This is a genomic window from Duganella sp. CY15W (genome assembly GCF_009857555.1).
In the GTDB taxonomy this organism is placed as follows: Bacteria; Pseudomonadota; Gammaproteobacteria; order Burkholderiales; family Burkholderiaceae_D; genus Rugamonas; species Rugamonas sacchari.
Window position 1 is genome coordinate 1,392,050 of the sequence record NZ_WWCQ01000001.1, and the last position, 24,131, is coordinate 1,416,180.

Consider the following 24,131-nt stretch of genomic DNA (forward strand, 5'->3'; position numbering starts at 1 on the left):
GCTCAGGCTTCACCCATGCTGGTACCGAACTGGCTGTCTGCTAGCTGATAAATCTTGCCGAGATCGTTGGCAGTTTTCCCGATCACACTGAGGGTGGCCTTCAGGTAGCTCGATGGCAGCGTCGCCAGCTCGCTGTCCGACCGGGTATGGTTCACGGCGAGGTGGTTCCGGCTATACAGTATGCGGACCCATTGCACCAGCTCCGAGGTGCTCGGCGGCTTTTCAAGCTCCAGTTGCTCACGGATGTCATAAAAAAATTCGATGGCGCTGTTGGTCAACGGACCAGAAGCTTGCGCCAGATTGGCGCGTACGATTTCGGCTAGCCGCGCGGCGCCGAATTCACGCTCGGGGAAGCGGATGTGGTGGAACACGCAGCGCCGCAGGAACGGTGCCGGCAGATTTTTTTCGCTGTTGCTGGTCAGAATGACGATCGGCCGCAATGGTTTTGGTGCCCGCAGTTCGCGCACGCTGCGGCCGTCCGTTGCAGTCAGCTCTGCGATGCGGAAGCGCATATGGTCGATCTCGTTGAGCAGGTCATTTGGGAAGTCGCGTGGCGCCTTATCGATTTCATCGATGAGTACCACTGCCTGGCGCGGGCCGCAATGGTGTTCTGCGAGCAGAAGGTCGGCCACATCGTGCCACGGCAGCGACTCTAGTATCGCCGTGCCCAGCGCTTCAAAAGTAATGTAATCGATGGTGTTTGCGCTCATGCGCTGGTCATGCACTGCATGAAAGCGCCGCAAGCTGTCGAAGCGGTAGAACAGGTCGTTGGCGACGCTGGTGGACTTGGTCTCAAATATATGCAGCGGCAAGGGGCCGGGTATGCCCGGTATGCCGCCGTGGTGCAGATATTCCGGTGCGAGGTGATCCGCCACATAGCGGGCAAACGTGGTCTTGCCGGTGCCGGGTTCACCGGTCAGCAGCAGCGGCAAGCCCAGTTCGAGCGCAACTTGGGCTGCTGCTACCAGGTCTGGATCAGGCAGATAGACCGGTTCAGTGGCAAGCGTGTCTTCAGCGAGGGGCGGCATGGGGAGCTCCGTTTGGATCAGGGGGTTTATGGATGGAATAGGTGATCAGATTCAGCAACTTACGTGGGTTGAGTGGCGTTTGTTCGTGCCACAGCCCCAGATTGCCTTCTATCCGTTCGGCATTGCGTCCCAGCGCTCCTTTGACCATCGGCATCTCAATCCAGTTGCGCAAATGGTCGATATCGAAATCATCCAGTACCAGCGGCTGGCCGAGTATGATCGCTGCCAGCTGAGGGTGTCCGCTGTGGATGGCTGCCACAGCCTCGTGCGCCGTGCGTGCGAGCTCGTCCTTCAAAGCGGCGTCTTCGTAGCGGATGGTTAGCAGCAGCAGCAGTCGGCGCTTGCCCAGCGCTAATCCGGCCAGCCAGGTTGCTGCGTCGTGCAGGCGTTGACGGATTTCCGGTGCCGCGTCGGCGGCGCAGGTGCAGTATTGGCCGAGCAGCACCAAGCCGGCAGCGCCGCGGAAAGCTGCCGAGGATTGGACATGCGGATCGCCTGCTACTTTGAGCACGCGCAGGGCCTCGCGGCGCAGCTGGCCGAGATTGCCATGATCGATTTTACTCAGTAAATGAACTGTGTTGGACAGCACCCGGTTGGGCTTTTGCTCGCTGAGCTCCTTGGCGATGCGTTCCAGCAGCAAGGTTTGGCGGTTGTCGGAATGCCCGACCAGGCACAGCAGTTTTACCCCGCCTTGCTTGATATCGAGCCAGTCGTTAATGCGGTCGGTCACCGCTTCACGGTCGCACCATGAGACCACCTTGTCGAGCTCGGGATCGGCCTCTGGAGCGCTGGCTTCCAGCGAGCGGACACGCACGCTGGAGGGCAATAATGTCAATGTTGCGGCGACCGGACACGCCAGCAACTGGCCGCCGACATTCTTGTCAAGGTTGGTCGCGTCGGAATATTGCTGCACGATATGTCCGACCAAACCGCCGCCGACGGTCACGGCGGACCCCGAGGCCCCTTTCATGTCCATATTGGTCATGGCTTCTTTGCTGTAGAGGGCAATTTGCGGTGGCTGTTCAGTGAGGCTGGCATCCAGTATCGATCCCGTCAGATGGACCCCGGTGGCGCCTTCCCGATTGTATGCCATGGCCATCGGAAAGCCAAAGCCGCTCCAGGCATCGTTGTTGCTGGCCCAGCCGATCGGCATCGGCTCGATGTCATCGCAGCCCTCCAGTACCAGAACGGCGGCGTCGAATGCGACTTCGCGCCGGTATACTCTGGCGATGGCCGGCCGCCGCGTATCGCCCCAGCCGACCAATACCTCAAACGGCACACCATCGGCCCAGTGCACGACGACGTGTTCGGCGGTGGCGGCGTAGCCGCGCGCCACTAGGTAGCCGCTGCCGATGCTGCCGTCGGGGCCTTGGATCAGGATGCAGGTCTGTTTCAGCCGCTGCTGGACGTTCAGCTGGCTCATGCGCTCGCGGCGCCGGTTAGCAGCTGCATCAGGCTGACGGTGCTGACGGGCGAGTCATCCTGGGCAAACCGCAGCTCCGCTTTAACCACATCGTCACCATTAATTTCGATGTGGGCATAAGTGGGGATGGCGCGCCGCCAGCGCGACAGGCTATTCGCGCCGAGATCGGCCGCAAACTGCTGGAACAGGGCGCGGCCTTTTTCCTGATCTTCATCCCAGATGCCGTTCGGCACGCACATTACGTCGGCCCAGGTGCCGGTGTTCAAATAGCTTGCCTGTGCCCCGTTGTCGAGCATAATCGCAACGTTCTTGGGCAAATGCGTATGGCCGTAGACGATGACTTTAAAGCCGGCGTTTGCCGTATGGCGCGCCGGATTGAGGTAGGTATCGACTTCGATGCCTACATCAAAGGCCTCGCGGTGCATGCGTTGCAGCTCCGCCAGTCTGCGGAACGCTGCAAACACAGCGTCGAGGCGGGCGGCACGGATCTGCTCGGTGACGATGGCTGCGCCGCGGCTCAGCAAGTCGCCGACTGCGCTGACCTGCCGGCCGCTACCGCCGCGAGCGATCTGCTGGGCTTCAACCCATAACTGGTCATCGGTGCTGGCGGGCTTGCCACTGATGTAGTTGCTGCGAAGCGGTGCGCCGCTTTCCTCGTTAAAGTCAACGGCTTTGCTGGCGCGGAATTTGCCAAATGCCGTCCATACCTGCTGCAGTCCGATGCCGCCGAGTGCAGCCGCAATGGGCAGGGCTGCGGCGGTCTCTGGCTTCATCAGGTCGATGAATGGATACTGCTGCTTGAGCGGGTTGATGACATCGATCACCATGCGGCTACCGGGCAGGGCCTCGAACGGCGGTATCACGGCGGCCTTACGGGACAGCTGGGAGCGGACGCGGCGCAAGGCGCCGTGCGGCACCGCATTCCAGGCATCGAAGCGATTACCGTGTTCAATCAGGAGCGGACCTAGAGTGAATGCTTCGTTGTCGTAGATAAAGCGCACACCCGGAGCGGGGAGCTGTTCAAGCAGCAGTTCGCGCACGCCGGGCAGCGACAGTTCGATATCGTGGTTGCCCAGCATGAGCGTCAGCAGCGTGTGCGGCCGGCTGCAAAACTCGCGCAGGGCTTCCCATACCACGGCGGTGCTGGCAAAAATACGTCGCAGCTTGTCACAGGCCATGGTGGCATCGCCCGTGAAGGCTTGGAACGGCTGCTCCGCAAGAAAGTCGACAATATCACCGGCAATTACCAGATGGCTGTCTCTTTCGGCGCTGCCAGGGGGGAGCTTGCGTATAAATCCGGCCAGCAAGTCGCGTGTTTTCGGTGGACACATTTGAAACGCAGCAGCGTCCTGGGTTGCGGCGGCGCCGCCAAGGTGCAAATCCGAAATCACGTGAACAAGATGGCGCATCGGACTACTCCGGAGTGGACGGACAAGACAGGCAAATAAGATAGAAATGTCTTATTGGAAATTTGTAACGCAACTATAGTATGTTTTTGATCACTGATGTTCATGTTTTGACATGATATTGATTGCCGTTAGATGTGGACCACTCGCCGGCCTTGCTGTCTCCGGCGAAAAAGGCGAATGCCTTTGAGGTTTTTATGCAACATGGGCTGGATCGATGGCGTTGGTCGTCTGGTGGCTATGTCCCTTTCCGGCGGGGCGGGGGTTGCCACTGATTAGGCCGCGCAATCTTCCTGGAATCAGGGTGGGCGCAATCGGGCTGCTTGCCATCGCCAACGAACGCCCGGAAGTGCTGCCGTTGCGGGCAAGAATTTATCCCCATTTGATCGATGGCATACTTCCAGCTCGCGCTTATATCTCGCGCGATGGCGATCATCAGACCAGGTTCGCATATAACAATGCAGGCGAAGTGATGGTGCGCCTCGTCATGTGGCGTCGGACGCTGAATACCGTCGAACAGCAGATCCTGCCAAACGACTTCACGCCGAAACTGATCAATCCGTACATTTACGCATTGCACCCCATGCACGTATCCCGCCACAGGCAACAATTACAACTTGGCAGTGGCCGGTCCGTGGATGGGGTATATGGCGGCCGCAGTCGAAGGGAATGGCATCGCTACCGCATTCTATGAAGCGCAGATCAAACCCCGGCGCTTCCGCCACTCGTAACAGGATTTATGGGATGCGCTGTATTTTCTGATGTGAGAGCGGCGCGTGTGCCGTTGGATAGCCTGCCGCTGTCGGACCAGTATGCGGTGTCCGGTAGCGTGACCATGTGCGACACTTGGAACTACGCCGATGCGACGCGATTGGATTTCAAATCGTCGCCATTCAGCAGCGAAAACCATCAACACCTGGACCAGAACCACTTCTCGCTGTTTTATCGAGCGCCGCTGCTGGTCGATTCCGGTGCCTATGACGACCACAACTCGACACATTGGTTCAACGATTATCGCCATACTATTGCACACAGCGCTTGGCGCATAGAAATTTCGCCGGTGCCGAAAAATGCCGTAGCTTCGTACTACCAGTTTTTCCTGAATGTGCTATGGCTGGCCGACAATGACCCCGGGGATTCGGCGCCGGTGGCGAATACCTCCAGACTGCTGTCCTGCAGCGATGCCAGCGCCGATACTGTCGATATCGACAGTAACATCACGGTGGTCTTTGCCCGCAACTTCCGCAATGTCACACAGTTGCGCTGGAAGCCGAATAATTCCTCGGCCAATGTCCTCATCGTTGGCATGCTGCCGTCTACTGCCTATTCAAAGACGCGCGACTTGGCCACGGGTGAATGGATCATCAGCAGGGTTGCAAGCCCCGTGCTGAATCTGCGGAGTTCAGCCAACGGCGTCATCGAGGACTTCGCCAACTGAATCAGCGTATCGCAACGGGCTGGCTGCGCAGACAATCATCTCCTGCTGCGCGTTTTCAGACGGCGCCAGCCCAGCACCAGCCCGGTCACACTCAACATGGCGCCCAGCACGCACAGCGATACCACCATGACGTCCCACACCGGGCGCGCGCGTACCGCGGCGGCAAAGTCCAGCTGATGCAAGCCACTGAATAACCAGCGGTTCCATTGGCTGTTGCGGTCGGCGTATTCAACCAGTTTCCCCTGTGCCGGATCGGCGTAGAAGGTCGTCTGGTCGGCCGACTGGAATTGCACGCGCAGCACGGGGAATGCCCGCTCCGTGTGATGGCTGTAGTAATAGTTGTCGGCGCTGGTGATTATTTCGGCGGCCAGCAGTGGTGCGCCGGGACGCGTGGCGCGCACGGCGTGCAGCAGCACTTCCTGGGGAATGGCCGGCAATACGGCACCGCTATTGGCGTCGAGCAGGCTACGGCTTGTTCGATCTAGCGCGCTGAAATACAGCTTGCCATCGATGCGGCGCCATTCCAGTTCCAGCAGATCCGCATGCACGCGGCCCACATGCGCAGGCGACACCGACAGATCATCGCGCGTCAGCGGTCCGCCTGCGAACGCCAGCCGGTCTTGCGCTGTGATGCCTGGCGACGACAGCCAGTCAAACGGCGTGACCGACAGCCAGCCACTGAATAACCAGGTCAGCGTCAGCGTGCCCGCGCCAAGGCCCAGCCAGTGATGCCACGCCTGCCAGCCGCGATACGGCGAGCGCCGCCCGCCGGCGTAACGCTTACGCAAGCGCAGCCGCTGGATGCCCAGCACCATGCCCAGCATCACCAGCACGAACGCCGCGGCGGAAGTCCACATCACCACTTGCCGCCATGGCTGGCCGTAGGTGCGCAAGGGCGTGAAGTAGATCCAGTGAATCACCGAACCGACCCAGTTCCACGCGCGTTCGCTGCGCGTGGTGTCACGCACCAGTTCACCAGTGCGGCCGGAGACATACAGCACGCTGCCTGCCGCATCGTCGGCTTCCACGCGGTACAAGGGACGATGCATTTTGACGGAACCAAACGTCCACTGGTCCAGATCCACGGTGTCGACGGCCAAGGTGCTGGCGCCCGGCGCCGCGCTGGCGGCGGCCGACCTGGCGATATCGTCCGTCATTTGCAAGACTGTACCGGTATCGGCCCACACCGAACGCCAGCGGCCGTCAGCCATGAAGTGGTAGGTAGGCCGGCCCGCCACGCTATTCAGCTTGACGACGTCGGGGACACCGGGCTGGCCCGTGGCCTGCCAGGCATTCCACGCGCTGACCTCGACTTGTTCGACGTTAAGCGGCGCCAGCCATGCCATGCGCTCCTGTTCGGTCAGCGCAGGGTAGGGCACATACATCATGACGATGCCGGAGCCGAACCACAGCAGCACCAGCAAGCCTATGCCGATGCCAAGCCAGCGATGCAGCAGATGCAATTGCCGTTTCCAGGAACCCATGGCGCGGACGATCAGTAGCGCCACTGAACCGTCAGCTCGCCGTGGCGGCGATCACCGAGCAGGTACTGGGCATCGCTGTAGGAGGTGCTGGCGTACAGCTTGTTGGTCAGATTGCGCAGGTTCAGCTGCAGCAGCACGTTGCGGCTGATGTTCCAGCCCAGCGAAGCGTCCATGGTGGTGTAGGCAGGCAGCACCTGCGAATTGGCGTTGTCGATGAAACGTTCGCCGACGTAGCGCGCACCCAGCGCCGCGCGCCAGGCATCAGCACGGTAGTTGAGCCACAGATTGGCCGAGATCTTCGGCACGTCGGACGGACGGTTGCCGGCGCGCGAGACGTTGCCGCTTTCCAGCAGCTGGTCGAACTGGGCGTCAGTGTAGGCTGCGTTCGCTTCCAGGCGCCATGCCTGTGCCAGCTTGACACTGGCGCTCAGTTCGGCGCCGCGCGACGATTGCGAACCGCCCTGGATCGACAATGCCGGATGGGCCGGGTCGCGCGTGATGATGTCATCCTTGCTGATGCGGTATAGCGCCGCGGTCCACTCCGCCTTGCCATTGGCCAGCGATTGCTTGACGCCGGCCTCCACCTGGCGCGAGCTGGTCAGCTTGTAGCGGCTGTTGGCCAGGTTCAGCGACAGCAGGCTGGTGACCGGATCGCTGCCGCTGCTGACCTGGCCGTACACCGAAGTATCGGCCGCCAGTTTCCATGTCAGACCCAGGCGCACCGCGTTCGAGTTCAGGCGCGAAGTGAAGCCGGTGGCGCCCAGCAGGCTGACGCGCTCCACCTTGTACTGGTCGTGACGCACGCCCGCCAGCAACAGCAAGCTGCTGGTGATGTCATAAGCATCCTCGGCATAGAATGCGTTGGTGGTGGTATGGGTTCTGAAGTTAGGCAGCACCGGGTCCGGGCTATCAAACGTGCCGGGATTGAAGCCGGTCGGCGCCACGACCGAGGCGCCGCCGTAAGGTGAGTTATTGTTATGCTGGAAGTTGATGCTGGCCGCTTCCCAGCCGGCCACCACGCGGTTGGCGCCCGCGTTCCAGCGCGCCTCGAGACGATTGCCGGTCTGCTCCTGGTTGTGCTGGATGGCGATGTAGTCGCTGCGGTCCACCACCTTGGCTTGCGTGTCGTAGTAATAGTATTCGGCGTTGCGCCAGTTGCGATGCGCCTTCATGTAGGCCAGCTCGTTGCTGATGGTCAGCGCTGGCGTCACGCGCCAGGTCAGGCGCGCAACGGCCTTGTCGTCCGTGAAGGAGATATCTGCATCGCCGACGTCGTAGTTCTGGTGGCGCAGTTCGCCGGCGATGCGGCCATTCACCAGCGGCGTGCCGAAATAGCGCTGCGGCTTCTGCTCCAGATGGTCGAGCGACAGGTCCAGGTCGAGGTCATTCGTCAGCGCGTACGTGAGGCTGCTCAGCACCTTGCCGTGGCGCGAATTGCCACGGTCGATGAAGCCGTCGCTGCGATCAGCGTAGGCATCGATGCGGAACGCGCCTTTTTCGCCGATGGCGCCAGTAGCACCGACGCCGCCGCGCAGCGCCTTGCCGTCGCCGATGCCGGCTATCGCTTCAAAGGCCGTGGTCCGTTGCGGCGCCTTGCGTACCGCATTGATGGTGGCGCCGGTGGTGCCGCTGCCATACACGATGGAGCCAGGACCACGCAGCACTTCGATGTATTCATAGCCCCATGGATCGGCCGGGTAGGTGGCCGTGCCCGAACCTACCTGTGGACGCTGGCCATTTTCCAGCAGCGCGATGGCGCCGTTGCCGCTGAAGCCGCGCGCGGAGTAGGCCACGCCGTTGCCCGGCGAACTGATGTCGGTCAGGCCGGTGGTGCGGGTGACTGCATCCTTGACCAGCAGGTCGCCGCGCGCCTGCATGGTATCGGCGCTCAGCGTATCGAGGCTGGCGGGCAGTTCCATGGCGGTCAGGTTCAAACGGCTGGCCGTGGCGTTCTGGCGGGTCAGTCCCAGCCCTTCGTGCAGCGCTTCCGCTTGAACGGTCACAGTGGGCATGGATTCGGCCTGCTGGGCCAGGGCGCTGTGGGCGCACAGCAGGGCGACGGCGGCAACGACAGGGCGCAGGGAAGTGGTGTGGACTGGGCGGGATAGGATCATGAAAGCATCTCTGTATAGGTGATATGCCAGGCGCACGCCCACGGACGACACAGCGCGCCGCGCGCCCACGGCGAACGGCAGCGCGCACAGTCACGATGTGCGATTGCTGAAGCGATAAAAAGGAAAACGACGAACAACTCTCAGGCAAGGCCACACCCCGGGCTTTACCGTGCATCGTGACTGGCCGGTCTTCTGGCTCGCCATCATCCTTCCCTGGTCTTGCCTTCCCGTGCGCGGCACAGTGGCGGTTGATCAAGGTCGTCAGGCTTACAGCAGCGGGGGCTGCGCCGGACTGGCGCGAAATGAAAATCTCGCGTGTCACCGGCTTCCCGTTTCACCCTCCAGCTGACAAGCAGGAGGGCACCATTCACGTATTGGCGCGTATTCTACATGTGAATAGCAGCATTGTCATACGATCCTTGCGGCGTAAGCAGTAGTGGTGGCGACGGCGGGCGCTGGGAATTCCTGCAGCCTCAGGTATAATCCGCGCGTTGGTGCTCGCGGCGTCGTTCAAGCGCTGCAGTTCAACGGGAAGCAGGAGGGCCACGCAATCAGCGCTGCCTAACCTGCGCTGCCCCCGCAACGGTAAGTGGATGAATCAGCTGATTCCGCTTCCATCTAGGCCACTGAGCGTTTCGAACACGCGCTTGGGAAGGCGATGGAGGTTTGTCCACCAGCCCGGATACCGGCCAACGACTACGCCGGCACGCATGCGTGCCGGTCACATGCCCAAATATCGTCGGGGAAGACGGTGAGGGCTCACCACGAGTGCCGCTGATCCGTTTCGCCATCTCATTTATTCGCCAAGGAACTTCTATGCAAACCCGCAAAATCCCTGCCACCATTGTGACTGGCTTTCTGGGCAGCGGCAAAACCACGCTGCTGCGTCATTTGCTGACCAACGCGCAGGGCCGCCGCATTGCCGTCATCGTCAACGAGTTCGGTGAACTCGGCATCGACGGCGAATTGCTGCGCGGTTGCGGCATCGGTTGTGACGAGGAGGGCGAAGAAAATGGCCAGCTGTTTGAACTGGCCAACGGCTGCCTGTGCTGCACCGTGCAGGAAGAGTTTGCGCCGGTCATGGAGCAGCTGGCAGCGCGCCGCGACCAGATCGACCATCTGGTGATCGAGACTTCCGGCCTGGCCCTGCCGAAGCCGCTGGTGCAGGCGTTCCAGTGGCCGGCGCTGCGCAATGCCTTCACCGTGGATTCGGTCATCACCGTGGTCGACGCGCCAGCGGTGGCGGCAGGCCGCTTCGCCGACGATCCGGATGCGGTGGACGTGCAGCGCCGCGCGGACGACAACCTGGATCACGAGTCGCCGCTGGCGGAACTGTTTGAAGACCAGCTAGCTACTGCCGACCTGGTGGTGGTGAACAAGACCGACGGCATGGATGCCGCTACCCTGGCTGCCGTGGAAGCGACGGTCCGTGCCGAGACCCCGGCCGGTGTCAAGCTGGTGCATGCCCAGCATGGCCGCCTCGCGCTGGACGTCCTGCTGGGCCTGGAGCGCGCGGTGGAAGATGTAATCGACGAGCGCAAGACCCACCACGACGAAGAGGAGGACCACGATCACGACGCGTTTGATTCCGTCTCGGTGACGCTGGAAGTGAGCGACCGCAACAAGCTGCTGGCCGTGCTGACCAGTCTGGTGGAACACCATGAAATCTACCGTGCCAAAGGCTTTGTCGCCTTGCCCGGCGCCGCCATGCGTCTGGTGGTGCAGGGCGTGGGCCAGCGTTTCGACAGCTACTTCGATCGCGCCTGGCGTGGCGACGAGGTACGCGCCACGCGCATCGTGCTGATCGGCGACCATCTGGATGGCCCGGCGCTGCAGCAGGAAATCTCCGCAGCCCTGCTGGCCTGAAGCATAGCGCAGTAAGCAGCCATGCATCTTCTTTCGGCCCGGCCTGGTGGACACGTCGAGGATGACGGTCTTGGTGTCGTGCGCGTTGAGCAGACACCGGGTGATATCGTCATCCTCAGCGCCGCCGACACCACGCTGTCGCTGCTGTCGGATGTGGCATCCGGGCTGGATGCCAGCTTTCCCAGTATCCGCCTGGCCAACCTGATGTGGCTGCGCCAGCCGGCCAGTGTCGATCTGTATATGGACGACGTGTTGCAGCACGCCCGTGTGGTCATCATCGATCACATCGGCGCGCCGGGCGATTCGGCTTACCTGGTCGAGCAGGCGGTGGCGAAAGCGCAGGAGCGCGGCCAGTGGCTGGCCATGTTCTCCGGCGACATGAATGAAGATCTGCAACTGCTGTTGCGCAGTACCGCCGCGCAGGACGATTGCCGTCACCTGTGGCGCTGCCTGCGTGAAGGCGGGCGCGACAACGCGCAAAAGTTCTTTGCGCTCATCGCCCATGCGGTGTTCGGCCTTGGCCAGCGTCCGGCCCCGGCCGTACCGTTGCCGCCCGCACTGCTGTACCAGCCGTATAAACTGACCGGTCCGTGGCGGCCGGAAGCACCGGTGGCCTTGCTGGTGTTTTACCGCGCCCATCTGCTGGCCGGCAATACCGCCGTGTTCGACGACATGATGGCCGCCTTGCACGACGCCGGCATGAATCCCCTGGCGCTGGCGGTGGACTCCCTCAAGACACCCGCCAGCTATGCCATGCTGCAATCGCTGGCCCGCGAGCAGCAGGTGCAGGTAGTGCTTAACGCCACCAGCTTTGCAGTGTCCTCGCTGGATGGCGACGATGAACAACTGAGTCAGGCGCTGGCCGACGACGCGCCGGTACTGCAACTCATCACCGCCGGCTGCGGGCAAGATCAATGGCAGGCGGACCCGCACGGCCTGACGCCGCGCGATATGGCCATGCAGGTGGTGCTGCCCGAAGTCGATGGCCGCATCGGCACACGCGCCATCAGCTTCAAGGGCTTGTCATGGCGTTGCGAACGCACTGAAATGGATATCGTCCGCTATCAGCCCGAGCCGGAACGCATCGCCTTCGTGGCCGAGATGGCGCGCCGTTGGTGCGTGTTGCGCAACAAGCCCAACGCCAGCAAGCGCGTGGCGCTGATCCTGGCCAACTATCCCAATGACGACGCCCGCCTGGCCAATGGCGTCGGCCTGGACACACCGGCTTCCACGGTGGCGATACTGGAAGCATTGCGCGAGGCCGGCTACGCAACCGGTGCGCTGCCTGAAGACGGCGATGCGCTGATGGCCACGTTGATCGGCAGTGTGACGAATGCACTTGGCGCCAATGACGCGCGGCCAGCGTTGCAGAGCCTGTCCATGGACGACTACCTGGCAGACTTCCATGCCTTGCCGGCCAACAGCCGCGATGCGGTCAACGCCTTATGGGGCTTGCCTCAGCACGACCCGATGGTACGGCAAGGGCGTTTCATGGTGTCCGGCCGCCGCTACGGCAATGTCTTCGTCGGCAACCAGCCTGCGCGTGGACGCGACCTGGACCTGGTGGCCAGCTACCACGATGCTGACCTGGTGCCGCCGCATAACTACCTGGCGTTCTACTTCTGGCTGCGCCGCGTCTATCTCGTGGATGCAATGGTCCATGTGGGCAAGCACGGCAATCTGGAGTGGTTGCCGGGCAAAAGTGTGGCCTTGGGGGCGGACTGCTGGCCTGACGCCATCCTGGGGCCGTTGCCGCATCTGTACCCATTCATCGTCAATGATCCGGGCGAGGGCAGCCAGGCCAAGCGCCGCACCCAGGCGGTGATCATCGACCACCTGATGCCGGCGATGACCCGCGCCGAAACCTACGGCCCGCTGCAGGCGCTGGAACGGCAGATGGACGAATATTACGAGGCGCTGTCGCTGCATCCACGCCGCGCCAAAATGCTGCGTTCGGAAATCCTTGAACGTATTCTGAAAGAGAACCTGCATCAGGAACTGGGCTTTGCCAAACCGGCCGACGAGGCGGCGCGCGAGGCGTTGCTGAGCCGGCTCGATGCCTACCTGTGTGAAATCAAGGAATCCCAGATTCGGGACGGCCTGCATACGCTGGGCAGTTCGCCGCAGGGACGGCAGCGCATCGACACCATGGTGGCACTGGCGCGCTTCCCGGGCGGGAATCAGGCCGGACAGCAAAGCTTGCTGCAAGCCTTGTCCGAGGATTTGGGGCTTGACGGCTTCCAGCCGTTGAATCCCAACTGGGCGCAGACTTGGCAGGGACCTAAGCCTCAAGCGTTGCAGCAGCTCAGCGATGACGTCTGGCGTCACGAAGGCCATACACGCGAACGTCTGGAACTGCTGGCGGCGCAATTGACCGCGGCCGCGCTGGACGATGGCGCCATAATGGATGCCGCCGTCTGGCCGCGCACCGCAGCGGTACTGCAGCGTATCCGCGAAACCCTGCAACCTCGCCTCGATGCCTGCGGTCCCAACGAGATGACCCAATTGCTGCGCGGCCTGGCAGGACGCTTTGTGCCGGCCGGCCCGAGCGGTGCGCCATCGCGCGGCCGGCCGGACGTCTTGCCCACCGGCCGTAATTTCTATTCCGTCGATACGCGCGGCGTGCCGACGCCCACCGCCTATGCGATGGGTGTGGCGGCGGCCGACCTGGTGGTGGAACGCCATCTGCAGGACCACGGCTGTTTCCCCGGCGCAGTCGGCTTGTCGATCTGGGGCACCAGTACCATGCGTACCGGCGGCGAGGATATCGCCCAGGCGTTTGCACTGCTGGGTGTGCGGCCCAAATGGGCGCCCGGCAGCAACCGCGTGCTGGATATTGAAGTCCTGCCGATGTCCATTAAATGGCGTCCGCGCGTGGATGTGACGTTGCGTGTGTCCGGCTTCTTCCGTGATGCTTTCCCGAACGTGATCGACCTGTTTGACACCGCCGTGCGCGCCGTGGCGGCGATTTCGGAAGAAGACGAGCCCGACGACATCAATCCCATCCGTGTGCGCGTGCGGCGCGAGGCGGCACAAGCGCAGGAGCAGGGCCTGTCGGCAGAAGATGCCGAGCGCCAGGCCAGCTGGCGGGTGTTCGGCCCACGTCCGGGCGGCTACGGCGCCGGTTTGCAGGAACTGCTCGGGGGGCGCTGGAACGATGGCTCCGACCTGGCGCAAGCCTATCTGCGCGCAGGCGCCTACGCCTATGGCCAGGACGAGCATGGCAAGGCGGCGCGCGGCGCTTTCGAGCAACGGCTGTCGCATATCGACACAGTGCTGCACAACCAGGACAACCGCGAGCACGACATCTTGGACTCCGACGATTACTACCAGTTCCAGGGCGGCATGGCGGTGGCTATTGAACAGCTGACCGGTACGCCCGCCACGCTCTACCACGGTGACTTCAGCGTGCCAGGTGCGCCGCGCGTCCGCACGCTGGGCGAGGAGCTGGCGCGCGTGGTGCGCTCGCGCGCGGTCAATCCCAAATGGCTGGAAGGCGTCAAGCGCCATGGCTACAAGGGCGCGTTTGAAATCGCCGCCACGGTGGACTATCTGTTTGCGTTCGACGCCACCACCGGCGTGGTCAGCGATCACCAGTACGCAATGGTGGCGGACGCCTATCTGCATGATGACGCCACCCGGGCCTTCATGCAGCAGCATAATCCGCTGGCCTTGCGCAATGTTGGCGAGCGTTTGCTGGAGGCCATGCAGCGGGGCATGTGGGCCGAACCGGGCGATCACCGGGAACGTATTGAAGAACACCTGCTGGCGCTGGAGCATCGGCTCGAAACGCTGGAGGATGTTGAAAGAGGAGATATGCCATGACCGTTGTCCAAGCCGCCGCACCTGCGGTCTTTCCGTTCACCGCGCTGGTGGGGCAGTCCGAACTGCAGCGCGCGCTGCTGCTGACTGCGGTCGATCCTGGCATCGGTGGCGTGCTGATCAGCGGTCCGCGCGGCACGGCGAAGTCGACGGCGGCACGCGCGCTGGCGGAACTGCTGCCAGGGGCCACGGAGGCCGCACCGTTTGTGTCGCTGCCGCTGACCGCCAGCCTGGAGCAACTGGTCGGCAGCCTGAACGTCGAAGACGTGCTGCGCGATGGCAAGGTGCGGCTGTCGCCCGGCCTGGTGGCGCGCGCACACAGCGGTGTGCTGTACGTGGACGAAGTGAACCTGCTGCCCGACGCACTGGTGGATGCGCTGCTAGATGTGGCCGCCAGTGGCGTGAACATCGTCGAGCGGGATGGCATCTCCCAGCAGCATGCCGCGCGCTTCGTGCTGGTCGGTACCATGAACCCGGAAGAGGGTGAACTGCGGCCGCAACTGCTGGACCGCTTCGGGCTGGCAGTCACGCTGGAAAATCCGCGCGATCCCGTGCAGCGCCAGGCCATCCTGCGCGCGCGGCTGCAATTTGACGAGGACGCGCAGGCGCTGATCGGCGCACACGCACCGCAGCTGGTCCAGCTCGCCGAGCAATTGACGCGGGCACGCGCCGCCTTGGCCGGGCTGACGTGGCCGGATGCGGTCCTGGCGCATGCAGCCCAAAAAGCGCTTGATGCTGGCGTGGACGGTGTGCGTGCCGACCTGGTCATGCTGCGCGCCGCCCGCGCGCTTGCAGCTCTGGAAGGACGTAGCGCAGTGACGACAGCAGATGTTGATGCCGTAGCGGATCTGGCGCTGGCACACCGCCGCATGGAGCCGGCTGGTACGCCGCCTGGCGCCAGCCAACGTCCGCAGCCTGCACCGTCCAACGGCCATCAACACCAGCCAGCGTCTGACGCACCGGCTGAGCCCGGCCGCGAACCCGAAGGCGACTGGGGCGCATTGCCGCCGCAGCCGGTTGCCACCACGCGTGTCGTCTCTACAGGAGCGTGGCCAGCAAAAAAAGCCTGAGCCACCCTGGCGCGCAGCCCCGGACAGGGGAGAGCGGCCAACGGTGGCGTACCTCCCCGCTGTCGCCTGCTCCGGCAGTCCGAAAGGCCGCCACGCACGCCCCCGCATCAAGTTCAGCGATAGCCTGGGTGCGAACACTGGTCGCCAAAGGTCCACAGCCGCTGAGGAGCGAGCATCTGCGTCGCCAGCCAGCGCATGCCGTGGTGCCCGCATTGCACCTGATCCTGCTGGATACCTCGGGATCAATGCGCCAGAACGGTCGACTGGCGCTGGCCAAGGGCTACGCAGCGCGGTTGATCGAACAAGCCGCGCGCGCTGGCGACGACGTCGGCATGCTGTCGTTTGGCGGCCGGGGTGTTGAAATCACCGTGCCACCTGGTCCGGCACGGGCCGCAGGCGCCATGCGCGCACGCGAATGCGGCGGCGGCGGCGGAACACCATTGGTACAGGCGTTGACGGTGGCCGGGCAGTTGCTGGCAGTGTCATCCCGGCGCGGCCACAGGGAAACAGTGTTGTGGTTGCTGACGGATGGCCGCACGCTGGAGCAACCCGGCGCGCCTGCCGCCGCCGGGCACATCGTCATCATTGACTTCGATCATCGCGATCGGCCACTCGGCCGTTGCGCGGCCTGGGCCGAGCGCTGGCCAGCCGAGCATCGGCTGGCTTAACTATTTCAAGGGCAAATGTCGTGCAAAAACTGATTCTGCTTCTTTCCGCGCTGTGCATTGCCGGTACGTCCGCCGCTGCCATCACCGTCAAGGACGATGACGGCAATCCCGTCACCTTGCAAAAGCCGGCAAGGCGCGTGATTTCCATGGCGCCGCATGTGACTGAACTGCTGTTTGCCGCTGGCGGTGGTGAACGCATCGTCGGCGCAGTTACTTACAGCGACTACCCGGAAGCGGCCAAGAAGATCCCGCGCGTCGGCGATAACCGCCAACTCGACATGGAACGCGTGATTGCGATGAAGCCGGACCTGATCGTCGTCTGGATGCATAGCAGTTCGGAGCGCCAGCTCGATATGCTGCGCCAGCTCGGCATTCCGCTCTATCACAGTGAGCCGCCGACATTGGATGCCATCCCTGGCAGCATTGCCCGTCTTGGTCAGCTGCTGGGGACCGAGAAAGTGGCCGACGCTGCCGCTGACGACCTGCGCCAGAAGCTGGCAGCGTTGACCGCCAGGTATGCCCGCCGCTCGCCGGTTCGGCTGTTTTACCAGGTGTGGGACAAGCCGCTGTACACGCTCAATGGCACGCATATCGTCAGCGATGCCATCCGCGTATGCGGCGGCGAGAATATCTTTGCGGATCTAAAAATGACTGCCCCTGTCGTCAGCGCCGAAGCGGTGCTGCAGCAGGATCCGGAAGCCATCTTCGGCACCAGCCAGAAGGATAACGGCGGCGTCAATCTGTGGCGGCAATACACCACGATGACGGCGGTGCGCAACGATAATCTGTTCACGCTGAATGGCGAATTGCTCAACCGCGCAGGCCCGCGCATGATCGAAGGCACGGCCGCCTTGTGCGAGAAACTCGATATCGCCCGGCAGCATCGCAAGAATGGTGGCTAGGACACGCTATCCTGCGGGCTTGTGATCCAGCTCCACCCACGCGCTGAGCGCCGCAACTCCGCCAGTGACAGCGGCGCGACCTCAATGCGGGCATGCGCGGAGAGCGGGGCGCCGAGCGCATGGAGAATGGCCGCGCGAATGACCGAGGCATGCGTCAGCGCGATGACGGTCCCGGACGTGTGAGGCAGCGCATCCAGCCATGCGCCGACCCGGGCGACCAGCGCGCCAAAGGATTCGCCGCCGTGCGGCGCCGCCTGCGGATCGCTGAGCCACGTTGCCAATGCGTCCGGTTCGGCGGCCGCGACATCGGCAAGGCGTTGTCCGGTCCAGCGGCCAAAATCAATTTCTGCCAATGCAGGCGCGATGGCGGCCTCGAGATTGAGCAGGCGGGCAGTCTCGCCCACGCACACGGCGGTGCTGCGGAAGGCGGCCGCTGCCTGCATGGCTTCGATACGCGGACGCCACGCCTGTGTCGCTTCAATGCCACGTTCATCGAGCGCATCGTCGGACGGAAAGCGTCCGCTGCGCATTGCTGCCGTGGCTGCATGGCTGATGAGTAATAAGCGTAAGTGCATGAATCTCTTTCCGCCTAAGCGATGAATCAATTTCTGAAAGAATAGTGCGTATAATGCGGGCGTCGAGATACGGAAACCGGTGCAAGTCCGGTGCGGTCGTGCCACTGTAATCGCTGCTGTCCAACAGCCGAAAGCCAGACCCGAATCGAAGCAGCAACCCTTAATTTTATAGTGGGCACGTAACCCCGGGAGAATTTATTATGAACGTCGGCACCCTCAATCCAGCCCTGGAACCTGTCGTCAGCCCCATTCCTGTCAGCGAACTGTTGCCATGGCTGGTATTTGGCGGCCTGTTAATGCTGCTTGCCATCTACTTTGTCGGTGCCGAGCAAGGCGCCACCTCCCTGATTCCCGGCATGTATGTGCATGAATTCGTGCACGATGGCCGTCACCTGCTCGGCTTCCCCTGCCACTGATCGGGAGCACAACATGGTAGGTAAGTTTTTAGTACGCGGCATGCTCGCGGGCGTTGTTGCGGGCGTGCTGGCGTTTGGCTTTGCCCGTTTCTATGGCGAGCCGCAGGTGGAGCAGGCGATTTCGCTGGAAGATCATGGCGCCGCTGCGGGCGGCCACTCCCATGGTCCTGCCGAAGCATCCGTCCATACCCATGAACACGAGCACGAGCATGAAGAAGAGCTCGTGAGCCGGCCCACGCAGGCAGGCCTCGGCCTGCTTACCGGCGTGGTGGTGTTCGGCGCAGCGGTTGGCGGCTTGTTTGCGCTGGTGTTCGCCTATGCCCACGGCCGCGTCGGGCGGCTTGGCGCCAGGGCATTGTCCGCCTGGCTGGCACTGGCCGCGTTCACGACGCTGGTGCTTGTTCCTAATATCAAGTACCCGGCCAATCCGCCCTCAGTGGGGATGGCCGAGAGTATCGGCTATCGCACCGACCTGTTTTTCCTGATGATCGCCATTTCGATCACGGTCATGGTGTTTTCGCTCAAGGTGCGCGGCGCGCTGGTTGCCCGGCTGGGCGCATGGAACGGATCGATTGCCGGGGCAGGCGTGTTTGTAGCAATCACTGCTGTCGTCCTCAATCTGCTGCCGGCACTGAACGAAGTGCCGTCGAACTTTCCCGCAGCGCTGTTGTGGGAGTTCAGGATCGCCGCAGTCGGCATTCAACTGCTGATGTGGACTGTGATCGGACTGCTGTTTGGCTGGCTGGTAGAGCGGGTTCAACGCACCGGTATAAGGCGCCATTGACTAATTGGTGAGCGCTGAATAAATAAAAACGAAGGCTGTCAATGGTTCGAATCCGGATCATTGACAGCCTTTATTATTTGGAGATAAGGTTGGCGCAGCTGCTGCCGAGTGTCGGCTCGCGATATGTTTTCACGTAAGCGAAGATAGGCAAGGAACGTATGGTTTCAATCTGGGTGAATGGCGAAGACAAGACCGGGAAAATCAGTGATTGGAAAATATGGTGGGGCTATAAACAAGGTGAGCTGATGCTGACTTGTATTTTTCCTTCTGGTAAATCCTTTCATAGTCCATTGAGTCATTGCAGGGTTGAACCTACTGTTATTGTGCCTGGCGGGCTGCTGTCAAAAAAAGACGGCGCGCTGTTTCAAGCCGTTGAGGACGTACCGATTTACGGCGGACGGTTTGCCGTTATTCGGTGTCGAGGAAGCACCACAATCAAAATCGAGAGCCCGGATAATCTGGTCTTGAACGTCGAAACAGCGCTCAAGACAGGCCCGGTATTCCGCTATTTCGTTGACGTTGTCGAGGCCAGGGTAAAGCGAGCGAGTGCGCAGAATCGGCCAATCGACGAGAACATATTACGTCAGCTTGATAAAGTGCTCCCCCATGAAGATACCGCGCTACAAGCCTACTGCACGGCACAGAATAGGCAGCGCGAGCCGGGCTGCGATTTCATCTATCCTTTTGGCGTCAACCCCAGCCAGTTGCAGGCGGTTGAACAAGCTTTTTCCTCCCAGGTTAGCTTGATCGAAGGACCGCCAGGCACAGGAAAAACGCAAACGATATTGAATATTGTCGCCAATATTCTTCTGCGCAAAAGTACGGTCGCTATTCTGTCCAACAACAATGCTGCGGTAGAAAACGTCTATGAGAAACTGGATGCGGCCGGACTGGACTATCTGGCCGCCAGGTTGGGCAGTGACCAGAACCGGACGAACTTCTTCAGTGCCTTGCCCACGCGGCCCGAAGAGCCAGAACTATCTCCGATTGCCATGGATGAGATCCAGGCCATACTACAAAAGCTAAAGCAGCTGCTTCATGCACAGGCTGCGGCAGCGCGGCTGAGTGCGGAGATAGATGAATTGTCGGTGGAGCGGCGCTATCTGCTGCAATGGCAGGACGCCAATTTGGTGGAGGCGCCGATGCCCCTGGAGAAGTATCGCCTGTCGCCGCAGGCTTCTTCGGACTTCATGGCATACCTGGCCTATCTCGCTGAGCGCCGCATCAAGATCAAGGACCGGATCGAACTTTTGCTGAACTTTAAGATCCTGCGGATGAAGCCCTTTGATAGCTGGGAAAAGCGCAGCGCCGCAATCTTTGCCTTGCAACTTAATTTTTACGACAAGGCGCTGCTGGAGCGCTCGATTGCATTGGCGGCTCACCAGGAGGCCCTGGCGCGCGGCGAATTTGATACCTTGCTGAGTCAGTTGACCGGCCGGTCGATGGGCTATCTCAAACAGCATCTGCATCAGCACATCCCCGAACAGCAAGAATTCGATGCCCGCAATTACCGGCGGCAGTTTGACGCGTTTGTAAAGTGCTTTCCTATCATCGGCAGCAGCACACATTCCATCATTAACTCATTGGGCAACGGCGCATTGCTGGACTACGTGATTATCGATGAGGCTTCGCAGCAGGATATCGTTCCAGGCATCCTGGCCTTGGGCTGCGCCAGAAACCTGATCATTGTCGGTGACCGGCAACAGTTGCCGCATATTCCCACCATCGTTGGCATCGAAGCGCCCACGGCCTTTTACGATTGTGAGCAATACAGCCTGCTTGACTCGTGCATCAACGTCTTCAACGACACCATACCGAAGACGCTGCTGAAGGAGCATTACCGTTGTCATCCCCGTATTATCCAGTTTTGCAATCAGCAGTTTTATGACAACCAGCTGGTGCCGATGACGCAAAACCGGGCTGAACCATCGTTAGAGCTGATCATCACTGCCAAGGGAAATCACACGCGTAATAATGCAAACCTCCGGGAACTGGATTCAGTGCAGGAAGTTCTCAAGTGGGACGGTGTGAGTGACTGGGATGGCGAGCGCCACCGAGGATTTATCGCCCCGTACAATGCGCAGGTCGCGCTCTCGCGCGCCCATCTGCCAGCGGACTTTGTCAAAGACACGGTACATAAATTCCAGGGCAGGGAGTGCGATGAAATTGTCTTTTCCACGGTGTTGGACAAAAAGCACAGTGGCCAGCGAAAGCTCGATTTCGTGGACGATCCTCACCTGGTCAATGTAGCGGTGTCGAGGGCAAAAAACAAATTCACTTTGGTGACCGGCGATGATGTTTTTACCAGAAACAATGGCCACGTTGCTGCCTTGGTGCGCTATATCGAATACTACGCCGAGGAAAAGCAGATTCATCGCGCGCCCGTTGTCTCGGCTTTTGATTTGCTCTACAAGGAGTATGACCGCTCGCTTGAAAAACTGCGTCGCCGATTGCGCCCCGCTGACTCGCGCTATATGTCCGAGCAGATTGTCGCGCAGATTCTGCGCGAGGTGACGGCACGAGAGCGATATCAGGCGATGACATTCCATTCCCAGATTTTTTTGTCGCAGCTGGCTTCGCCAACCAATGAAATGCTGACTCCACGCGAACGGGACTTCATGAAAAACCGGGCCAGCTGTGATTTTGTGGTGTATTTCAAAGTGGGAAAAACACCGCTCGGTGTGATCGAGGTGGACGGTGGGACGCATGACGGGGAGCCGCAGTCAGCGCGGGACGCATTGAAAGACAGTATTCTGCGAAAGAGTGATATTCCATTGCTGCGGCTGCGAACTGTCGAGAGCTTTATTGGAAAGAAAATTGCGGACTTCCTGGACCAGTGGGCCATGGGGAGCTCGGGCGATACAGGAAACCTGCGTGCCGGACAGTGACATGCCCGGCACGCGTCACGCAGCTTAGAAGCTGGCGTGCAGGCTGACGCGGTAGGCGCGCGGCGAACCTGGCGTGATGTTGTTATCGCCGTTGGCGTACAGGTAGTACTTCTTGTCGGTCAGATTTTCCACATTCAGCTGCAATTTGTAGTTTGCGCTGATGGTATAAAACAGGGCCGCATCCACCCGGGTATAGCTGGGCAGTACCACCGTGTTGCTGGTGGAAGCAAACATGTCCGAGCGGCGTACCAGGCCAACGCCGGCGGCCAGCGCCTGCGTGAAGTCATAGCGGTTCCACAGTGACAGGGTATTCTTCGGCACCATGCCGATGATGGCGCCGTTCAGCGCGGTGGCCGAGGCGGTGGCCAGCAATTTTGCGTCCTGATGGGCGTAGCCGCCATTGATGCTCCAGTGGCGCGTCACTTTGCCATTGATGCCGATTTCAACGCCGTTGGTACGCTGGCCATCGACCAGACGGTCGGCGATGCCGGTTGCTGGATTCGTTACGGCCACGTTGTTGCGATTGAGGCGATATACGGCCAGCGTGGCCAACAGGTCCGGATTGATTTCCAGCTTGGCGCCGATTTCATAGTTGGTGAATTTCTCCGGCTTCAGGCCTTGATTGACGCTGTTCAGGCTGCTCAACTGGTCGCCGCCACGCGGGAACGAAGCCACGCTGTAGTTGGCGTACACGGTTGCCGCTGGCACCGGTTTGTAGACGACGCCAAAGCGCGGCGATACCAGATTGTCGCTGCTGGACAAATTCGCAGCGCTGGCTGGCACGGCGCGCAGGCCGGCGGCGATATTGTTGTGATAGTCGAGCTTGAAGTTGTCGTAACGCAGGCCTGCAATCAGTTGCCACTGCGGGTCAATCTCAATCTGGTCCTGGAAATACACACCGGCGATCTTGGCAGTGCTGTAGCCGTCGCGGTCGGCACTGCCGCCGCCGAGCACGTAATTGACCGGCAGGCTGCCGTCTGGACGGGCCAGGGGAACGTCGATGCTGGTGCCACCTTTGGAAAACAGACCGGTCATGCGCAGATAGTCCGTGTCCTGCTTGCCCAGTTCCAGCCCGGCCAGGATTTTATGCTTGATACCGCCCGCATTGAGGTCCGTGGTCAGGTCGGTCTGATTGAACAGGTTTTTACGCCACTGATGGTTGTTATAGGCGCTGATAGGGACGGTCCCGGCCTGGGCGTTGACGACACCGGCGTTGTAGTTCTGATAGAACTTGTTGTAGTCGGTATAGCGGGTTTTATTCGACAGGTGAATGCCGTTGCCGAAGCTATGCTCGATGACGCTGCTGAACGCGTTTGCGTTCACGCTGGTCGGACGGCTGTCTGCGCTGGCATCGCCAAAGAAGGCGTCGACCGGCAGATTCATCGGCACACCATTCAAGGAGGGAACGCCACGGTCGGCGGCGCGCCTGTCTTCAAAATGCTCCAGGCCCAGCACCACGCTGGTGTCGTTGCTGACGCGGATGGCCAGTGTCGGGTTGATGCCGGAACGCTTGACCTTGGCATTGCGCTGGTAGCCTTCGGAATCTTCCATCAGGCCGGTGACACGCAAGACCAGCGTGTCGTTAATGGCCTGGCCGATATCCACGGTCAGGCGACGATTCTGGTAGCTGCCCAAGGTCAGGTCCGCAGCGCGCACGGATGGGCCGAAATTGGCTTGTTTGGTGACGCGGTTGATGACGCCGCCGGAACCGCCGCGGCCAAAGACCATGGCGTTCGGGCCGGTCAGGGCTTCAACCTGATCGACGTTATACAGATCACGGTAGTATTCTACGTCGTCCCGCACGCCGTCAATGTAGAAGTCGCCGGAGGCATTGCTGCTGCCACGGAAAATCGGCGCGTCGCGGTTGCCTTCACCATTGGCCATGCCGATGCCTGGGACATAGCGCGCGACGTCTGCCATGCTTTGCATGCTGAGGTCTTTAATCAGCGCCTGGTTGATGATGGTGACGGTCTGCGGCAGGTCGCGCACGGCGGTGTCGGTCTTGGTGCCGGCCGAGGTGCGTTTGACCAGGTAGGCATCCGCTTCCGTTTGTCCGGTCACGGTCACGCTCGGCAGGGCGGCATCGGCACGCTGCTGATCGGCGTCGGCAGCATGGGCCAGGGCGCCGGTAAAGGTCAATTGCAGCATCAGCGCCAGCGGCGACAAGCGAGGGAAAACAGTACGTTGCATTACAGCTCCAGTCATAAATACAAATGAGAATGAATCGCATTATTGTTTGTGTAGCGG

General features: G+C 61.3%; 17 protein-coding genes and 3 riboswitches. Of the genes, 10 read left to right on the forward strand and 7 right to left on the reverse strand.

Going from position 1 to position 24,131, the window contains the following annotated elements:
* Positions 1-2: 2 nt before the first annotated feature.
* Genes GTP58_RS06495 through GTP58_RS06505 form a run of 3 tightly spaced genes read right to left on the reverse strand, consistent with a single transcriptional unit; the run spans position 3 to position 3,860 of the window.
* Positions 3-1,028 (reverse strand): MoxR family ATPase, encoded by a 1,026-nt coding sequence (locus tag GTP58_RS06495; RefSeq protein WP_161076720.1) that lies wholly within the window; start codon positions 1,026-1,028, stop codon positions 3-5.
* Complete coding sequence (locus GTP58_RS06500; protein ID WP_161076721.1) at positions 1,012-2,451, reverse strand: hypothetical protein; 1,440 nt, start codon at positions 2,449-2,451, stop codon at positions 1,012-1,014. Before GTP58_RS06500 ends, GTP58_RS06495 begins: the two co-directional genes overlap by 17 nt.
* On the reverse strand, positions 2,448-3,860 hold the full coding sequence (locus GTP58_RS06505) for a metallophosphoesterase (protein WP_161076722.1): 1,413 nt from the start codon (positions 3,858-3,860) through the stop codon (positions 2,448-2,450). The genes GTP58_RS06500 and GTP58_RS06505 overlap by 4 nt, the downstream gene beginning before the upstream one ends.
* Before the next feature lie 214 nt (positions 3,861-4,074).
* On the opposite strand from GTP58_RS06505, the gene GTP58_RS06510 reads away from it, so the two are divergent.
* Positions 4,075-4,551, forward strand: a complete 477-nt coding sequence (locus GTP58_RS06510; RefSeq protein WP_161076723.1) for a hypothetical protein — start codon at positions 4,075-4,077, stop codon at positions 4,549-4,551.
* A gap of 84 nt (positions 4,552-4,635) precedes the next feature.
* Complete coding sequence (locus GTP58_RS06515) at positions 4,636-5,295, forward strand: heparinase II/III family protein (RefSeq protein WP_161076724.1); 660 nt, start codon at positions 4,636-4,638, stop codon at positions 5,293-5,295.
* Positions 5,296-5,330: 35 nt separating this feature from the next.
* On the opposite strand, the gene GTP58_RS06520 is transcribed toward GTP58_RS06515, so the two are convergent.
* Together GTP58_RS06520 and GTP58_RS06525 are read right to left on the reverse strand one after the other, a co-directional pair.
* Positions 5,331-6,803 carry a PepSY domain-containing protein gene (locus tag GTP58_RS06520; RefSeq protein WP_161076725.1) on the reverse strand — a complete coding sequence of 491 codons (1,473 nt, stop codon included), beginning with the start codon at positions 6,801-6,803 and terminating at the stop codon, positions 5,331-5,333.
* Positions 6,791-8,893 carry a TonB-dependent siderophore receptor gene (locus tag GTP58_RS06525; RefSeq protein ID WP_161076726.1) on the reverse strand — a complete coding sequence of 701 codons (2,103 nt, stop codon included), beginning with the start codon at positions 8,891-8,893 and terminating at the stop codon, positions 6,791-6,793. The genes GTP58_RS06520 and GTP58_RS06525 overlap by 13 nt, the downstream gene beginning before the upstream one ends.
* A 164-nt stretch (positions 8,894-9,057) precedes the next feature.
* Positions 9,058-9,276, reverse strand: a riboswitch (cobalamin riboswitch).
* A gap of 92 nt (positions 9,277-9,368) precedes the next feature.
* Positions 9,369-9,602: riboswitch (cobalamin riboswitch) on the forward strand.
* A gap of 107 nt (positions 9,603-9,709) precedes the next feature.
* Between GTP58_RS06525 and cobW the strand changes: the two genes are divergently transcribed.
* The 5 genes from cobW to GTP58_RS06550 all read left to right on the forward strand — a co-directional run bounded on the left by cobW (position 9,710) and on the right by GTP58_RS06550 (position 17,221).
* The gene (gene cobW, locus GTP58_RS06530) at positions 9,710-10,759 is read left to right on the forward strand and encodes a cobalamin biosynthesis protein CobW (RefSeq protein WP_161076727.1); all 1,050 of its coding nucleotides are present in this window, start codon (positions 9,710-9,712) and stop codon (positions 10,757-10,759) included.
* Positions 10,760-10,780: 21 nt separating this feature from the next.
* Entirely contained in the window at positions 10,781-14,584 is a 3,804-nt protein-coding gene (cobN, locus tag GTP58_RS06535; protein WP_161076728.1) for a cobaltochelatase subunit CobN, read from the forward strand.
* Positions 14,581-15,651: an ATP-binding protein gene (locus GTP58_RS06540; RefSeq protein WP_161076729.1), complete on the forward strand. Its 1,071-nt coding sequence runs from the start codon at positions 14,581-14,583 to the stop codon at positions 15,649-15,651. Before cobN ends, GTP58_RS06540 begins: the two co-directional genes overlap by 4 nt.
* A 128-nt stretch (positions 15,652-15,779) precedes the next feature.
* A complete protein-coding gene (locus GTP58_RS06545; RefSeq protein WP_373924702.1) occupies positions 15,780-16,319 on the forward strand; it encodes a VWA domain-containing protein in 540 nt (179 codons plus the stop codon).
* Positions 16,320-16,339: 20 nt separating this feature from the next.
* Positions 16,340-17,221, forward strand: coding sequence for a cobalamin-binding protein (locus GTP58_RS06550; RefSeq protein WP_373924703.1), 882 nt, complete (start codon positions 16,340-16,342; stop codon positions 17,219-17,221).
* Here the strand turns inward: GTP58_RS06550 and GTP58_RS06555 are convergent.
* Positions 17,218-17,796, reverse strand: a complete 579-nt coding sequence (locus GTP58_RS06555) for a histidine phosphatase family protein (protein ID WP_161076731.1) — start codon at positions 17,794-17,796, stop codon at positions 17,218-17,220. The two genes, GTP58_RS06550 and GTP58_RS06555, sit on opposite strands and share 4 nt — an antisense overlap.
* A gap of 39 nt (positions 17,797-17,835) precedes the next feature.
* A riboswitch (cobalamin riboswitch) is annotated at positions 17,836-17,956 on the forward strand.
* Between the two features lie 40 nt (positions 17,957-17,996).
* On the opposite strand from GTP58_RS06555, the gene GTP58_RS06560 reads away from it, so the two are divergent.
* From GTP58_RS06560 to GTP58_RS06570, 3 genes are all read left to right on the forward strand, one after another.
* Positions 17,997-18,212, forward strand: coding sequence for a CbtB domain-containing protein (locus GTP58_RS06560; RefSeq protein WP_072784589.1), 216 nt, complete (start codon positions 17,997-17,999; stop codon positions 18,210-18,212).
* Positions 18,213-18,225: 13 nt separating this feature from the next.
* Entirely contained in the window at positions 18,226-18,996 is a 771-nt protein-coding gene (locus GTP58_RS06565) for a CbtA family protein (RefSeq protein ID WP_161076732.1), read from the forward strand.
* A 158-nt stretch (positions 18,997-19,154) separates the two neighbouring features.
* Positions 19,155-21,884, forward strand: a complete 2,730-nt coding sequence (locus GTP58_RS06570) for an AAA domain-containing protein (RefSeq protein WP_161076733.1) — start codon at positions 19,155-19,157, stop codon at positions 21,882-21,884.
* Positions 21,885-21,908: 24 nt separating this feature from the next.
* Here the strand turns inward: GTP58_RS06570 and GTP58_RS06575 are convergent, their stop codons facing one another.
* Complete coding sequence (locus GTP58_RS06575) at positions 21,909-24,074, reverse strand: TonB-dependent siderophore receptor (RefSeq protein ID WP_161076734.1); 2,166 nt, start codon at positions 24,072-24,074, stop codon at positions 21,909-21,911.
* Between the last annotated feature and the right edge of the window lie 57 nt (positions 24,075-24,131).